This window comes from Candidatus Omnitrophota bacterium, assembly GCA_028715965.1.
In the GTDB taxonomy this organism is placed as follows: domain Bacteria; phylum Omnitrophota; class Gorgyraeia; order Tantalellales; family Tantalellaceae; genus JAQUQS01.
Genome location: JAQUQS010000028.1, coordinates 1 through 15,157, shown reverse-complemented (window position 1 = coordinate 15,157; position 15,157 = coordinate 1). Strand labels below are relative to the sequence as shown.

17 protein-coding genes are annotated in these 15,157 nt (G+C 52.3%); all 17 read right to left on the bottom strand.

Annotated features, from left to right (window positions below; all coding sequences use genetic code 11):
* On the bottom strand, positions 1-467 hold a 467-nt coding region (locus PHH49_08045), incomplete at its 3' end, for an RNA methyltransferase substrate-binding domain-containing protein (protein MDD5488889.1).
* Between the two features lie 5 nt (positions 468-472).
* Complete coding sequence (locus PHH49_08040) at positions 473-1,003, bottom strand: YbhB/YbcL family Raf kinase inhibitor-like protein (GenBank protein ID MDD5488888.1); 531 nt, start codon at positions 1,001-1,003, stop codon at positions 473-475.
* A 26-nt stretch (positions 1,004-1,029) separates the two neighbouring features.
* Positions 1,030-1,395 carry a hypothetical protein gene (locus tag PHH49_08035; GenBank protein ID MDD5488887.1) on the bottom strand — a complete coding sequence of 122 codons (366 nt, stop codon included), beginning with the start codon at positions 1,393-1,395 and terminating at the stop codon, positions 1,030-1,032.
* A 20-nt stretch (positions 1,396-1,415) separates the two neighbouring features.
* The gene (locus PHH49_08030) at positions 1,416-2,648 is read right to left on the bottom strand and encodes a DUF748 domain-containing protein (GenBank protein MDD5488886.1); all 1,233 of its coding nucleotides are present in this window, start codon (positions 2,646-2,648) and stop codon (positions 1,416-1,418) included.
* Between the two features lie 26 nt (positions 2,649-2,674).
* Complete coding sequence (gene amrS, locus PHH49_08025) at positions 2,675-3,688, bottom strand: AmmeMemoRadiSam system radical SAM enzyme (GenBank protein MDD5488885.1); 1,014 nt, start codon at positions 3,686-3,688, stop codon at positions 2,675-2,677.
* A 15-nt stretch (positions 3,689-3,703) separates the two neighbouring features.
* A complete protein-coding gene (locus PHH49_08020) occupies positions 3,704-4,759 on the bottom strand; it encodes a DNA recombination protein RmuC (GenBank protein ID MDD5488884.1) in 1,056 nt (351 codons plus the stop codon).
* 90 nt (positions 4,760-4,849) lie between these two features.
* Positions 4,850-6,256 (bottom strand): dihydrolipoyl dehydrogenase, encoded by a 1,407-nt coding sequence (gene lpdA / locus PHH49_08015; protein ID MDD5488883.1) that lies wholly within the window; start codon positions 6,254-6,256, stop codon positions 4,850-4,852.
* 7 nt (positions 6,257-6,263) lie between these two features.
* On the bottom strand, positions 6,264-7,976 hold the full coding sequence (locus PHH49_08010; GenBank protein ID MDD5488882.1) for a CHASE2 domain-containing protein: 1,713 nt from the start codon (positions 7,974-7,976) through the stop codon (positions 6,264-6,266).
* Positions 7,957-8,436 carry a FecR domain-containing protein gene (locus PHH49_08005; protein ID MDD5488881.1) on the bottom strand — a complete coding sequence of 160 codons (480 nt, stop codon included), beginning with the start codon at positions 8,434-8,436 and terminating at the stop codon, positions 7,957-7,959. The genes PHH49_08010 and PHH49_08005 overlap by 20 nt, the downstream gene beginning before the upstream one ends.
* A gap of 69 nt (positions 8,437-8,505) precedes the next feature.
* Positions 8,506-9,009 (bottom strand): ATP:cob(I)alamin adenosyltransferase, encoded by a 504-nt coding sequence (locus tag PHH49_08000; protein ID MDD5488880.1) that lies wholly within the window; start codon positions 9,007-9,009, stop codon positions 8,506-8,508.
* Positions 9,010-10,392 (bottom strand): adenosylmethionine--8-amino-7-oxononanoate transaminase, encoded by a 1,383-nt coding sequence (gene bioA, locus PHH49_07995; protein MDD5488879.1) that lies wholly within the window; start codon positions 10,390-10,392, stop codon positions 9,010-9,012.
* Positions 10,382-11,098, bottom strand: coding sequence for a dethiobiotin synthase (bioD, locus tag PHH49_07990; protein MDD5488878.1), 717 nt, complete (start codon positions 11,096-11,098; stop codon positions 10,382-10,384). Before bioD ends, bioA begins: the two co-directional genes overlap by 11 nt.
* Positions 11,095-11,868: a methyltransferase domain-containing protein gene (locus PHH49_07985; protein MDD5488877.1), complete on the bottom strand. Its 774-nt coding sequence runs from the start codon at positions 11,866-11,868 to the stop codon at positions 11,095-11,097. Before PHH49_07985 ends, bioD begins: the two co-directional genes overlap by 4 nt.
* A complete protein-coding gene (locus tag PHH49_07980) occupies positions 11,861-13,024 on the bottom strand; it encodes an 8-amino-7-oxononanoate synthase (GenBank protein ID MDD5488876.1) in 1,164 nt (387 codons plus the stop codon). The genes PHH49_07985 and PHH49_07980 overlap by 8 nt, the downstream gene beginning before the upstream one ends.
* A complete protein-coding gene (gene bioB / locus PHH49_07975; protein MDD5488875.1) occupies positions 13,009-13,929 on the bottom strand; it encodes a biotin synthase BioB in 921 nt (306 codons plus the stop codon). Before bioB ends, PHH49_07980 begins: the two co-directional genes overlap by 16 nt.
* A 75-nt stretch (positions 13,930-14,004) precedes the next feature.
* Complete coding sequence (locus PHH49_07970) at positions 14,005-14,508, bottom strand: NUDIX hydrolase (protein MDD5488874.1); 504 nt, start codon at positions 14,506-14,508, stop codon at positions 14,005-14,007.
* A gap of 1 nt (position 14,509) precedes the next feature.
* A partial coding sequence (locus tag PHH49_07965; protein ID MDD5488873.1) for a dihydroxy-acid dehydratase occupies positions 14,510-15,157 on the bottom strand: 648 nt, incomplete at its 5' end.

Genomic DNA, 15,157 nt, shown 5'->3' with positions numbered 1-15,157 from the left:
CGAAGCGTCGTCGCTATGTTCTCCACGACCGCTATCCGAAGAAAACTTTCACCCCCGCTCGCCACACGCAGCACGGTCTCATTCACCATTGCCGAGCGATGAGCAGGCAGTACCAGGGAAAAACCACCGATACAGGCCAGGCTACGTATGATCGAGCCCAGATTCTGCGGATCCGTCACGCCATCCAGGAACACGGGCACCGTATCCGAGGAAAGGCAGTCCCGTATAATATCATCAAAATGCACATAACGGAAACCCTCGACTTCCGCCACAACTCCCTGTGTATTGACCTTCCCACATGTACGATCCATCCAGGCGCCGTCAACGGACTCGAACACCATGTTCCGGGACTTAAGCTCTCTTACTATTTCGGAAAGCTCCGTCCTTTTTTGCAGATACAGCTTCCTGATAGATCCCGGATCGGCTTTTATCCTCTCAAGAACAGGTTTTTTACCATAAAGTTTCATATTAGTTATCTCCCGAATCTGGCCGTGATCGCGGCGCTGGCCAGGATATGGCCGTCCATGGCGTTCAATAATTCCCGTTCGCTCATGCCTGGCTCACTCAATTTTTTATCTAACGCGTATACCGTAAAAACGTACCTGTGTTCACTCCCCTTTGGGGGCATTGGCCCGCCATACCCCGCGCGCCCCCAGCTGTTAACCCCCAGGACAGGGGCCCCCTCCGGCCCGACCGGACCGGGACCATCCCTTTTCATCAACCGGACATCAGGCGGAATATCATACACGACCCAATGGGTCCAGGTCCCGAGCGGAGCGTCGGGATCGTTCACAATAATAGCAAAACTTTCCGTGCCGGCTGGGACATCGTCCCAGGAAAGCTCTGGAGAGATGTCCGCCCCCATCCCCGTGAATTCTAACGGTACCACCCGTCCTTCTCCTATATCGCTGCTTCTGAGCTCAAGGGCGGATACATTCCCCGAGGCGAAAAAGAACAAGACCATCGCATGGCATATCGCGTACACCATATTCCTGATATTCATACGCCACCTCCCTTACCGGCAGGGCTCTACGCTGCGAGTATCATCAATATGCCTATCGCGAGCGCAATAACACCGTATAATCTTATGTCTTTATCCGGTCGTTTGAGCATCCAGTCGAAAATACCCACAATGACCTCTTTCTTCACTATGAACGAGGCCACGCCTCCGAGGACAGAGGCTGCGCCGAAGAACATTATCACCCAGGGGATACTGCATTGATAAGCGGCAAGGATGAACGCCAGCCCCAATAGCGACTTGACCAGTATGAACGCGTACATTTTCCTGTCCCCGGACGCGTATTCCAGTATCTTTTTCAGCGTATCCGGACGGAGCACGATAAGACCTCCATAAAGCGTAATAAGTATAGCGACCACTTTCACGATGAAAACCATATTCCCCTCCTTGTATAAATTTACTGTTTCAATAATTTCTGGAACATATCGATCGCTTTCTCCACATCACTTTTCTCCTCCTCCACCGCGTTCTGCCCGTCGGGTCCGGAAGCGGAGGCGGTCGCGGCATCACCCCTTTTGGCAAATGATCGTATAGTATCGGCTACCTTATCCACGACGAGGCTCTGAAGCGCCCTCTTCACCCTGGGACCGGGATAAAAACGCGGTTCGCTCAGGGTCCCCTTAACCTTAAAGTCGAAGGTTATCTCTCCGGAAGACGAACCCAGGTAAGCGATAAGTTCATTCGCGCCCATCTCCCAATAGGCAGCGGCCCTCGTATCGCTCTTAACGTCGAATTTAAGCCCTTTAATGACTAACGTTCCTGAAGAACCAATGGTTTCCCCCTCCGTATTAAGGTCAACCTGGCCGAAAACCCTGCCGTGCCAGATATCCAGAGGCATATATTGGTCATAATACGACTTGAACGCCATGATGTCCACGTTCTTGAACGTCAGACTGCAATCCGTAGCCTGCGCGCCGTTAACATTAAAAAGAGAAGAGCTTATTTCCACTACCTGATCGGGATCGTTATCGAGAACGCCCGAGGCATCAACCCCTTTTATCCCGACGCCTTGTTTCAAACCGTTCGCGGATAAATAGATCTTACCTTTTACCTTACCGAATATTATCGCCTTGCCGGCCGCCCCCCGGCTATTGTCATAGAACCTTATCTCTCCTCCCGAGACATCGATACTATCCGGGAGGGTCAGCATCTCTCCGGATGAGGCAAAAAGGGAGACTACCCATTTTTTAACGCGTTCCATGGGGCTTGGCCCGCCTTCCCGCGCTAATGCCGGCGCTTCCTCTTTCGCGGGCATAAGTTTGCCGATCTCCGCGACATTGACCTTGTCTCCCCGCTTCTCCACTTCGGCTATCGGACCGTCCACATAGACCCCCGAAATGACAATACCCTTTCTGATGTCATTCCCGTTGAAAACATACTCGCACCTTACGGAATCCGCCCTCAGCATATATTTCTCGTTATATCCCGGCACATTGCGCACTTTTACCCCGCGCAGGACCACCTGACGCTGCTGTTCAAGGATCGAGACATCATCCACACTGACATATTCCGGGATATTGTCCCTGACAATACGGTCTATGGAATAATCCAGCAATTCATGTCTCTTGTGGTAGGCGATCGCCAGCAACACTCCCGTCAGGACCATTATGCCTATTAATATTTTCCTCAATCAACACCTCATATCGTTCCCTTACATCATTTCCATATGCCACTTATTGTCATACCACACTTATGGCATGAACCTTTTTCGACCAGCCCCTCCGCCACGGTGTCCTTATCCGTTCCCCGTGTAACCAATACCGTACCACATTCCGGGCATACAGTAGTCCCATAAGCCCCTATGTTCCCCGGATATACATACCTAAGTCCCGCTTTTCTGCCGATATCCAAAGCGCTCATGATGCTGTCAGAAGGCGTTATCCCGGCATCGGTCATTTTATGGTCGGGATGGAATCGCGTCACGTGCCAGGGTATGTTGCGGTCTATTTCAGCAATAAAAGAAGCGATATACCTGAGATCGCGGGTATTGTCATTCTTTCCCGGGACTATGAGGGTAGTAACCTCCACCCATATGCCTTTTTCGACCATATAGCGTACCGTATCAAGGACCGGGTCAAGCCGCCCTCCACAGAGTTCCTTATAATCCTCATCTTTGCCGAATTTTATGTCGACATTAGCCGCGTCCAGGACGCCCAGAACAGCATCAACGGCCTCTCTTGTCATGTATCCGTTAGTGACAAATATGTTCGCCAGACCTTTCTCCCGGGCCAATATCGCCGTATCCCTGGCATATTCAATGAACACGGTGGGCTCCGTATAGGTATAAGATATGCTTCGGCATCTGTTCGCCAGAGCTTCCCTGACTATTTCCGAAGGTTTCATCTCATACCCTTCTATGTCACCTTCCCGGGCCGAAAGCTGCGATATCGACCAGTTCTGGCAGAATGAGCACCTGAAATTACATCCGGCGCTTGCGATCGAGTATGAATATGTGCCGGGCAGGAAATGATATAACGGTTTTTTCTCTATTGGGTCTATATGATCGGCTATGACCTTTCCATAGGCATATGTTAAAAGCCTCCCCCCGGAGTTCTTTCTCACTCCGCATGATCCGAAACGACCGTCGGGGATATCACACCTGTGGCTACACAGCGTACATTGGACGGCGTTCCCTTCGCGCCTTTCCCACAAGATGGCCTCTTTGATCATGTATTGACCCCGGGATTAACCCAATTCGGTGTATTTTTCACCATTATCCGGCGCGTCCGCGCCGAGCTGGTTATCGAACTTAAGCGCCGCGTCCAGATTGCGCTTGAACCTGTTAACCTGGTCCTCTCCGGCAGAATATGCGCTACCGGCTTTAGCGATGGACTTCCCGATCAACTCGAAATTCTGGTAGAAAAGGCCGAAGTCCCTTTCCACTTTAGCGAGAATGGCCTGGAGTTTCCGTGCGTTCTTGGCTATTTCGATATTCCTCACCCCGAGTATTATCACATTGAGGAACGCGTAGAACGTATTCGGGCTTACCGGTATTACCTTCTGTTTTGTCGCGTATTCGTTTATCAGGCACGGATCCCCAAGATGGTTCTTTTCCGCTATCGTTTCGTAGTAGATCGATTCCGACGGGATAAAAAGAAGCGCGAACTCGGTAGTGCCTTTGCCCGGTTTTATGTATTTATCCCTGATAGAGTTGATCTGCGTTTTAAGGGCTTTCTCATAGTTCGACCAGTGCGTCTTCTTTTCTGCCGGGCTCTTGGCCGAAAGGTATTTCTGGTAATCGTCCCTGGGGAATTTCGCGTCAATAGGAATGACCACGTCCTTGAACTTGATCACGGCGTCCACTTTTTCTCCACCGTCTATGTTATACTGGCTTTCCCATATACCCTTGGGCAGGATCCTGTCCAGCATCTCCTCAAGCACGGTCTCCCCGTAACTTCCACGAAGTTTTGGCGTCTGCAAGAGGTACTCCAGCGATTGCCCGAGCTCCTGGGCCTTTTCCTGCTGCTGCAGGAGCTCCTTGATCGCTTTGTTCATGTCACTTATGTTTTTAAGCGTACTCAAGGCATTACTCGATATCACGTCCTTGGAACTTTCGACCTCCTTACGGGTATCGTCCATTGTCTTACGTACGTTATCCGAGAAGTCGAGAAAAGACTTATGCAGCACCGTTTCCACATGTTCCCTGCTTGATCCGCCTTTCATGACCTTGATAAAAAGAACTGCTATAAGGATGATGAGCGTTATGAGTAATAATATTATTAAGATTAAAAGTGTCTGCATAGGTTCCCAAGCTTAATTTTGTCCATTGATATGACATCCGGCATGTGAACATTATAATATAGGAAAGCCCAAAAAAGAAGAAAACAATGATCACCCGTGGATCGGAGGGCCGAAGACCCCTCGACAGGCGTCAAGGATGGTCTCTGATACCGTGGGATGAGCGTGTACTGATCCCGTTATCCCATCTATCGTTATACCGTTATGCCTGGCGATAACAAGTTCATGGATGAGCTCGGCCGCCTGATGCCCGATGATATGCGCTCCCAATATCTTACGCGTGCGCTTATCCGCGATGACCTTGACGAACCCTTCGGTGTCTCCCTGGACCACCGCCCTGCCGCAAGATCTGAAGAACTGTTTGCCTATGCCGTATTCCAGGCCTTTTTCCTTGGCACTTTCCTCCGTAAGCCCGACACTGGCGATCTCTATTTCCGAATACACAGCGTTAGGGATATCTTCATAGGCTATTGGGGATGTCGCCTGGCCTAAAGCGCTTAACGCGGCCAGCTCTCCCTCCGCGTACGCCACGTGAGCCAGCATGGGAGTCCTTACTACATCGCCGGCCGCATAGATCCCCGGCGCGCTGGTTGCCATGCCAGTATCGACCCTGATGAAACCCCGGTCATCGACCTCTATCCCGGCTTCGTCCAACCCCAGAGCGGATGTCGACGGCGCTCGCCCGACACTTACTATGACCATATCCCCGGCCACATAACTATCCCCGGTCGAAGAAGACACTTGCACGCTCACCTTATCCCCGGATATCGATACTCCGGTCACGGACGAGGACGTCATGACCTTTATGCCTTGTTTCTTGAATATAGAGCCCAGTCTTCTTGATACCTCGGCATCCTCTCTGGGAAGCAGGCTCTTCTCAAACTCGATCAGGGTGATCTCCGTTCCAAGAATGGAAAAGAACGAGGCAAATTCGACACCTATAGCGCCTCCTCCTATGATGATCATCTTTCCGGGGACCTTCCCCAACCGTATGGCATCGGAGCTCGACAAGACATGTTCCCCGTCAAAAGCGGCGCTATCCAGCTGCCTGGGGAATGACCCCACGGCTATCAGGGCCTTCTTGACGCCCAGTACGGTTTCCACGCCTTCATCCGATGTTACCGCAAGGGTGTCCGGGCCGGTAAAACGCGCCCGACCGTACATGACATCTATATTGTTCTTCTTGAACACATATTTTAACCCTTCACGCAGGGTTTCGGCGTCTTTCCGGCTTTTGCCGACAAAAGCCATGATATCCGGCGTAACGTTAGAAGAGCCTATGCCGAACATCCCCGGGGACCGCTTTATGCGGGCCAATATTCCCGCGCTACTGTAAAGTGACTTCGCGGGGATACAGCCCTCGTTCAAGCATACCCCACCCAGCATATCCGGGTCTTTCTCTATTACAAGCGTCTTGAGGCCACCTTGGGCCGCTTTGATCGCCGCCATATGCCCCGCCGGACCGCTGCCTATTACTATATAGTCGTGATCTATTCCCATTTTGCTGTTATTGCCGTTCTGCCTGTATATCGGTTTCCTGTACGGTAGCCACACAATTGCGGCCGGTGCCTTTCGCCTTATACAACCCTTTATCCGATCTTTCCAAAAGCGTCTTTCCGTTATCAGTCATACAGAATGAGGCTACCCCTACACTTATCGTCGTTTTATAGAGTTCTCCCTCATCGCCCGCTATTATGTTCTCTTCGACGTTCTTCCTGATCTTCTCCCCTATCTCCAGTCCCTTTCTCAGTGACGCGCCTCTCAGCATGACGACGAATTCCTCCCCACCATATCGAGCCAGCACATCGGATACCCTGACGGAATTTCTCAGGACCTCGGCCGTTCTTGTGAGGACCCTGTCCCCGGCCGCGTGCCCGTAAGTATCGTTAAAGTTCTTGAAATGGTCGATATCGCACATGATAAGACAGAACTGCTGTTTGGGGTTGCTTTTCGAGATGGTGCATTCCGCGTCAAGTACTATACGGAAGAACCTCATATTAGAGAGCCCTGTCAACTCGTCCGTACTTGCTAACACGAGGAATTTCTGCCTTTCTATCGACACCCTTACGAAATGAAAAGACTCGACCGCCAGGTAACAGGAAAAAAGTGATATCATGGGCATGGTGAACTCTACCCAATAACTCCTCTTGAACAGATAGACGACTATGACAAGGAAGAATATACCGATCAGGATAACGGACAGTATCTCCCTTAGGGGCTTTTCCCCCGTTATGAACAGGAAAGGCACAAGCGTAAGCACGTACACAAGCGCCCAGTTCATGCGGTCAGGCGCGGGTGTTATGAATTTCCTGGCGAGGATATCATTGATGATATTAGCGACTATGCCGATACCGGGGTATTCGGGATCCACCGGCGTAGGCTTTATGTCATATAGCCCGGTAGCGGTTATGGCGATAAGGCATATGCTGTCCTTGAACTCCCCGGCGTCTATCTTGCTCTTAACCCCGTTACGCTGGCTATTGTACACGTCCAGCACCTGCAGGAAGGAGAAATGTTTGAAGGTATCCTTCCAGGACCCCAGCCAGTTTATTATCATCCGCCCATCCCCGGTAAGCGGGATGCTCTCGCTGGTGCCGTCCTTTTCCAGGATGATCTTCCGGTCCTCCATACCACGTATTTCCTGGCCGGAGATATCAGCGGCAAGTTTCAACGTTATATGCGGATATAACACCCCCCTGTCCTTGAACAGGAGCGGTATACTGCGAATAGCCCCATCGATATCCGGATATATGTTTATCGCGCCCGTACCTCTGGTATTCGAATAAAGCGCGTTGACCGGAGTAAGCGCCGAGTCAATATCAACCGACCGTTCCCTGAACGCGAAAGGCAGGTATACGTTCCCTGATTCCTTTATCGCCTGGGCGAACACTTCATCTTCCCCCGGCGGGGCGCTTTCAGAAAAGATGATGTCGAAATAGATATATTTCGCGCCCATATCCTTGAGCGCTTTCACGAGGACAGCGTGCCATCTCCGGGGCCACGGCCACCGGCCGACCTTGGAGATATTGTTATCGTCGACCTCTATTATGATTATCTTGGGATTACACTCCAGCGGGCCGCGTACGCGGAAAAGAAAATCCAATCCATAAGATTCTACCCTGCGGAAAAAATCATTGCTGGAGAATCCTACGAACACAGACGCGATTATCAGCGCCAGTGTTATATTGAGGATGAAAACCCTATTCAGTCTCAGGGTCACCGACAGCCTCTACTTTAACGGAAAAAGTCGTACCCCTTACCGCGACAATGGATGTGGGCGTCTTTACCTCGAACGACGAACCTTCTCCCTGAAGCTCTTTGGCCCGGATCAGCACCTCTCCTACCGCGAGGTCGAGTAAAGTGCGTTTTTCCTCCTCGGACGCTCCCGTAGCAAGCTCTGTAAGCTTTACCCGCGAACCCGCGTCAAGCTCGATCTCGGCGTCTTTTTCCGCCCCGGACATCAGTAGAAGTACCGCGCTCGAGAAGTCTTCCGTTTCAAGTCCGTCACCCTGAAAAAGAACGGCCCCTTTTTTCGCTGTGTCCGACTCACCCGAAGCCCGGATTATGGTCGCGCTCCCGGTTATCTCCCCGACCACAGCGGAGCGCTCAACCCCGTAAGACGTCCCGGCAATGAATATCGTCGCTAGACATAAAAATGTAAATATTTTCCTGGCTACCATATCTGCCTCCTTTAATATGAATATACATTCCGGACAGGGAAAAGTCAATCGACCGACCCGGGTATCGGGTCATACCCCTTGCTGTTCTACCACCATCAGGAACAAAAGGTCCGACAAAGCGTTAATATATCCTAACACGCCGGGGTCCAGGGGCTCTCCCGTGCAGTTAAGGGCTACCATCCTCCGTTCGCATCGCCGGACCACTGTACGGACAAAATTGAGCTCAGCGCTTTTTCTACCGCAGCTTTTTACGTAACCATTTATAGTTCTTATGCTTATGCTTGCGCTTTCCCTCTTTTCCACCTCGTCGAATATCCATCCGAGCATGTCCGGGCTACGCCCCTCTCCGGGGTCTCCTGCCAGGACAGAAGAAATATAAAAAAGGTCGTCCTGCACCCTTAATAGCGTTTCTTTTTCTTTTTTCTTCCCCGGCCCGAACATCACTAAATCTATCACGGACAGGAGTTCATCCAGCGCTCCCAGGGCCTCGATCACCGGTGAACTTTTGATGACCCTTCGATCCCCCGAAAGATACGTGTATCCTTCATCTCCCATACCTGTTCGTATCGGCATTTATCGCTCCTTTCCTCGACCGCGCTTGCTCCAGGCATCAAGCACTTTACTTATCGCCTTATGAGCACGTCCGAACATATCGGACATCTCTTCTTCCGTGATCGATATCGGCAGGAAGAAATATATTATGTTACCCAGGGGCCGCAATACAAGGTTGTCGGATAAACCCTGTGTGTATATGTCGAGTCCTATCCTCTCCTTTATACCGAAAGGTGTTTTCTTATCCCGGTCCTTGACGAGTTCCATCGCACCGACCACCCCTATCCCTCTTATGTCCCCGACCAATGGATGGGAACCAAAACTATCCAGGAAACCGGAGAGCCGGCGTCTTATTGCCTCGACTTTTCCGGGAACGTCCATTCCCATGAGTATACGCATACTGGCCGACGCCGCGGCGCAGGCTATCGGGTTTGCCGTGAACGTGTGCCCATGGTAAAAGGTCTTTTTGTTCTCATGATCGTCGTAGAACGCGTTGAAAATATCTTCGGTGGTCGCTGTAACCCCCATAGGGAGATACCCGGATGTTATCCCCTTGGAGAGGCACATGATATCCGGGGCGATCCCCGCTTTTCCACAAGCGAACATGCTCCCGGTCCTCCCGAACCCGGTGGCGACCTCATCCGCGATAAGGTGCACGCCGCACTCGGCCGTGACCTTGCGGACCCTTCTGAGATATTCCTCCGGGTATACGATCATCCCGCCGGCGCCCATAAGAAGCGGTTCGATGATCACGGCCGCCAGGTCTTCCGAGTTGTCCCTTACTGTCCGTTCCATTATATCGGCGCATTCCATCGAACAGCTGCCGGCCTTACACCCGACAGGGCACCGGTAACAATAGGGTGTCGGCACTTTCAATGCGTCAAGAAAAAGAGGCGCGAACACCTGGTTGAAAAGGTCCACTCCGCTGACGCTCATCGCGCCGATAGTATCGCCGTGATAAGCCATGTCCAGGGCCAGGAACCGCATTTTCTTCTTGCTTCCGGTATTCTGCCAATACTGGAACGACATCTTCATGGCGACTTCCACTGCCGTCGAACCGTTATCCGAATAGAATATACGACCAAGCCCCGCCGGCAATATGGACACGAGTTTTTCCGCGCATTCTATCGCCGGTTCATGGGTGAACCCGGCAAAAAGCACATGTTCCAATGTTTGGGCCTGTTCCTGGATCGCCCTCACGATCGCGGGATGCCCGTGTCCATGGACGTTACACCACCAGCTGGATATCGTGTCGTAATAGAATTTCCCGTCATGATCATAAAGCCTGACACCTTTCGCCGACCTTATAGGTATAGGCGGATGCTTCTCGCAGTCTTTCATCTGTGTATAAGGATGCCATACGTGCTCTATGTCCCTTCGGGCCAGGTCAGCGCTATTTACCATTTCGATCGCCTTTCTTCAATATTTCCAGGACCCGTACCCCGATCGGCCTGAAAGCTTCGTACAGCGTTCCCTCGTCAAGGAAGAACGGTAGTTCCCCTATGACCTCCACGCCCGACATACGGGATATCATCTTCGGGTTATCCCTGAGCACTATCTCGTCGCCTTCCGGGGATGTCCGGTTAAAGACCACACCAACAATTCCCACCGACCGCCTTTTAAGCTCGTTTATCGTAAGCAGCGTATGGTTTATACAACCTAGCCGGTTAGCCGCTACCACAAGGACATCCGCTCCCAGTATCTCGGCAATATCCAATATTGTAACATCAGCATTGACCGGGACCATAAGCCCACCGGCCCCTTCCGACAGGACTACATCAAAGTGCCTGGAAAGTTCCCGCGAATTCTCTATGATCGTTGCCGCGTTTATTTCGACCCCTTCCAGGACCGCCGCTAAATGCGGAGACGCGGCATGCGCCAGGGTATATGGCACCATAAGGCCCCTATATCCCGCCAATGTCCTTTCTCCGTCATGTACGGATCCCATATGCCGGCTGATATCGTCATGGCCACTCTTGCTGCCGGTCTGCACCCATTTTTGCGTAACGGACATTACCCCGCACTCGTTGAGATATTTGTTCAAAAGCGCCGTTACGACGGTCTTCCCAACATCCGTATCTGTCCCTGTCACCAATAGTATCCTGCTCATGCCCTCCGCCCCCGCGCGTTCAGGAAATATACATGATGGGAGGCGATAACTCTGCCGTAACGCCTGATCATGGTTTTTTCCATTTTTCGTATCATTCCCCGGTCCAATGTCCTTACTCCTGATATCCCCGCGCCACGCGTTCCCGTACGTTTTATGTTCCTCATAAGCTCGAACAGGGAAGGGAATTCAATGGCAAATTCCCTCTTTTCCATCTCTACCAGATCAAAATACCCGGTCAGAACCTCTTTGATCGTTCCCCCGGACATGAAACGGGAAGAAGCTATATCCCTCTCCTCTCCCAGGCATTCCTTAACGGTATCCCTGAGCTCGGTGAACGTCCCGGGACCATATATAGAAAAGCATATATCACCTCCGGGAGAGACAAGTGGAACCAATTTCCTGATAGCGCCTACAGGGTCGCTCAACCAGTGTATGGCGGCGTTCGACGTTATGAGCCCGAACCCCACCATATCATCGTATTGCTCGCAATCCCTCTCTATGAATTCGATACCCTCGCCCGCCATATCCCCGGCGGCGGCGCGAAGCATGTCCGGGGACATATCCAGTGCCGTGATCGCGGCTTTCGGGAACAGGCGCCTGAGCTCCCTTGTATACGCCCCGGTGCCGCAACCTATCTCAAGTATCCTGTCGTGGTCACGCCCCGCGAGGTACCCCGCCAGTATCCCCGCACAGGCGGATTGTACGAACGCGTTCTCATTATATGAACCGGCGCTGCGTGAGAAATTCCTGTTTATGATTGTCTTATCCATTTTTTTTCAGGGCCTCCCCCATATCCCGAGCGAACCGTTCCAGCATCCCGGAAGTATGTTCCGCTGAAAGCGACACCCTGATACGTGAACCTCCGTCAGGGACCGTAGGCGGACGGACAGGAGCCACCCAGTACCCTTTCCTCCTGAGCCACGCGCTTATACGCATCGTCCGGTCATTGCCACCGGTGATTATCGGTATTATCTGGGAGTTCCCGCGCGTATCACATCCTTCCTCAGTAAGCGCGCGCCTGAGAATATCAGCGTTCACCAGCAAGGTTTTTCTTCTCCATGGCTCCATCTGGACAAGGTCCAATCCCGCCATGTTGGCGGCCACGACATAGACCGGCAGCGCCGTGGTATATATGAAACTGCGGCAACTGTTAACAAGATACGCCCGCATCGCTTCCGACAGGACTGCGTACGCGCCGAACCCGGCTATGGCCTTACTGAACGTACCCATTATTATATCAGCCCTGGCCGCATAGCCTATGGCTTCTATCATCCCGGCCCCCGAACGGCCAAAGACCCCGGTAGCGTGCGCTTCATCTACCATCAAAAGACAGTCGAAACGCTCTTTGAGCGTCGTCACCTCCGCCAGCGGCGCCATATCCCCATCCATGCTGAAAACACTTTCTGTAAGTATCAGCGCTTTGTCATATCTGCTACGCTCTTTTTCCAGGAGAGAAGAAAGATGTTCCATATCGTTATGCCTGAACCTGATAAGTTTCGCCCCTGAAAGACGCGCCCCGTCGACCATACTGGCATGGACAAGCCTGTCAGCGAACACCACATCCTTCCTGCCCGCTATGGCACTGATAATACCTATGTTAGCCTGATATCCTGAGTTGAAGATCAAAGCGGCTTCCCCCGCTTTCCATTCGGCCATTCTGTTCTCAAGTACCGTATGTGCCGGCGTAGTCCCGGTAAGAAGCCGTGATGACGGCGATGTCACAACGCTTCCCGAAAGTGATCTTATTATCTCTGAAGCCATGAGAGCGTGACAGGAGAGTCCCAGGTAATCATTGGAGGATAGGTTCAGGTATTCTTTGCCCCCGACGATGACCCTCCCCCCGGGCGCCGGAGAGACCTCCACCAGTTCGCGCAAGGCGTTATTCTTTACTTGCTCCTCCATGAAAGACCTTATCTCAGGCGCCATGATCTCCTCACTTGTCCTAGAAGTGCCGTATCCTCTTCGACTGTCCTCCCCGCTATGGTAAGATACCCCCCTATCATCATCCCGTTAGCGCCGGCTTTGAATATCATTTCCTGCATATCCTTGAACACGGCTTCCCTCCCGGCCACTATTTTTATCTCCACATCTTCGAGAATGATCCTGAATATCGCTATGGCCCTGAGCGCGTCCTCGGGCGACATCACTTCCCTCCCCGCCATTGGTGTCCCATTTATCGGGACAAGAAAATTCAGGGGGACAGAATCCACCTCCAGCTCTTTCAGGAGAAGCGCCATGTCGACCCTATCCTGCCACGTCTCCCCCATGCCCAATATCCCGCCGGAACAGACCTCCAGCCCTGACCTTTTCGCGGCCTTTATGGTGTTGACCCTTTGCGAATGGTCATGTGTGGTCACTACATTAGGATAGAACCGGGCCGAAGTCTCTATGTTATGGTGGTATCGCGTCAACCCGGCTTCCTTAAGCATCCTGAGATCCTCTTCTTCCAACGCCCCCAGGGACGCGCACGGCTTTATTTTCGACACCAGGGTCATCTCCCTGATCGTGGCCGCTATTCTTTTTATATCTTCCCGGGTCAAGCGGTTACCACTTGTCACTATCCCGAAACGTTCCGCGCCATTATGTCCGGCAAGCCTGGCGGCTCCTAAGATATCGTCGTCATGAACAAGAGGATATTCTTTAACATCGGTACAATAACGCGCTGACTGGGCGCAGTATTTGCAATCCTCCGGACAGGACCCCGATCGAGCGTTAATTATACTGCATACTTCCAGGCGCTCACCCATACATCTCCGGCGTATTTTATCCGCTCGGTCGATCAGTTCTTCCGTGCTTATCCCTGATATCTCATCGTAATTCCCTATGCTCATTGTCAACCTTTCACTAAATACAAGTTTACATTGAATCTTCACCACAGGAGCTTCGGTGATCCGCGTTCTTCTGATCTAAGACCGTCGGCCCGACAAAAACCGCTCTATAAGTTGCCTGTGGCTTTTAAAAGGTATCTCCGGAATATCCTTCACGGCAAAGAACCGTGCGTCCATAGCGTCATCACCCGGGCTAAGCTCCCATGTAAGCCCTCGAAGCTCGACCCCTACTACAAGTACCGCGCCGTATATATCACTGTCCTGGGCTTCTACCCCCACATATCTTTCGAACGCCCCTCCGATCCCGGTCTCTTCCTCAAGCTCCCTTACCGCGGCCTGGGCCGCGGTCTCATCAAGCTCGATATACCCGCCGGGTAGCCCCCATTTGCCCTCACATGGCGGTATTTTGCGTCGGACCAGCAAAAGCTCAGAACGCTCGTTCGATACAAGACAAGCCGCGACAGGCACCGGGTTAAGATAATTTATCCACCCGCACCCATCACACACCAGGCTGTTCCTGCCGTCAACAGGCTTCCCGACCAGTCCCGTACCACAGATAGGACAAAATCTATAAGGCTTCATCCTATATTCGATCCTTACCGAATATGGCCCCTGTGGAAGCGCTTGTGACCATCTTGGAGTAACGATACAGGTATCCTTCTTTAACTTTGGGCTCGGGGCACTTCCACGCGGCAAGCCTCGCTTTCATCTCCGATTCATCTACCGCAAGGCTCAGTTCTTTTTTCGGTATATCTATACGTATCCTGTCCCCCTCACGTACCAGGGCGATAGCGCCTCCCTCCGTAGCCTCGGGAGAAACATGCCCTATGGCCGCCCCACGTGTCCCGCCCGAAAAACGCCCATCCGTTATCAAGGCAACGTCCTTATCGAGCCCTTCCCCGACGATCGCCGATGTCGGTCCCAGCATTTCCCTCATGCCGGGGCCCCCTTTCGGGCCTTCGTACCGGATAACGACCACATCACCTTTGTTTATCTTCCCTCCCATGATGGACCTCATGGCGTCGTCCTCCGAGTCGAAAACACGCGCCGGCCCTTCATGCACCAGCATACTTTCATCTACCGCCGCTTTTTTCACGACAGCTCCCTGCGGCGCCAGGTTACCGAAAAGGATACTGAGGCCTCCGTCCTTTGTGTAGGGATCATCGAACGGTCGTATGACATCCTGGTCGAGGTTTTCCGCGCCTTTAATGTTGTCCCCCACTCTTTCCCC

Excerpts from the sequence above, each read along its gene's own strand:
- PHH49_08035 (MDD5488887.1), bottom strand. The coding sequence starts at position 1,395 with ATGGTTTTCATCGTGAAAGTGGTCGCTATACTTATTACGCTTTATGGA.
- PHH49_07980 (MDD5488876.1), bottom strand. The coding sequence starts at position 13,024 with ATGGCGCCTGAGATAAGGTCTTTCATGGAGGAGCAAGTAAAGAATAAC.
- PHH49_08040 (MDD5488888.1), bottom strand. The coding sequence starts at position 1,003 with ATGAATATCAGGAATATGGTGTACGCGATATGCCATGCGATGGTCTTG.
- PHH49_08000 (MDD5488880.1), bottom strand. The coding sequence starts at position 9,009 with ATGCCGATACGAACAGGTATGGGAGATGAAGGATACACGTATCTTTCG.
- bioB (MDD5488875.1), bottom strand. The coding sequence starts at position 13,929 with ATGAGCATAGGGAATTACGATGAGATATCAGGGATAAGCACGGAAGAA.
- lpdA (MDD5488883.1), bottom strand. The coding sequence starts at position 6,256 with ATGGGAATAGATCACGACTATATAGTAATAGGCAGCGGTCCGGCGGGG.
- bioA (MDD5488879.1), bottom strand. The coding sequence starts at position 10,392 with ATGGTAAATAGCGCTGACCTGGCCCGAAGGGACATAGAGCACGTATGG.
- bioD (MDD5488878.1), bottom strand. The coding sequence starts at position 11,098 with ATGAGCAGGATACTATTGGTGACAGGGACAGATACGGATGTTGGGAAG.
- PHH49_07970 (MDD5488874.1), bottom strand. The coding sequence starts at position 14,508 with ATGAAGCCTTATAGATTTTGTCCTATCTGTGGTACGGGACTGGTCGGG.
- amrS (MDD5488885.1), bottom strand. The coding sequence starts at position 3,688 with ATGATCAAAGAGGCCATCTTGTGGGAAAGGCGCGAAGGGAACGCCGTC.
- PHH49_08020 (MDD5488884.1), bottom strand. The coding sequence starts at position 4,759 with ATGCAGACACTTTTAATCTTAATAATATTATTACTCATAACGCTCATC.
- PHH49_08005 (MDD5488881.1), bottom strand. The coding sequence starts at position 8,436 with ATGGTAGCCAGGAAAATATTTACATTTTTATGTCTAGCGACGATATTC.
- PHH49_07985 (MDD5488877.1), bottom strand. The coding sequence starts at position 11,868 with ATGGATAAGACAATCATAAACAGGAATTTCTCACGCAGCGCCGGTTCA.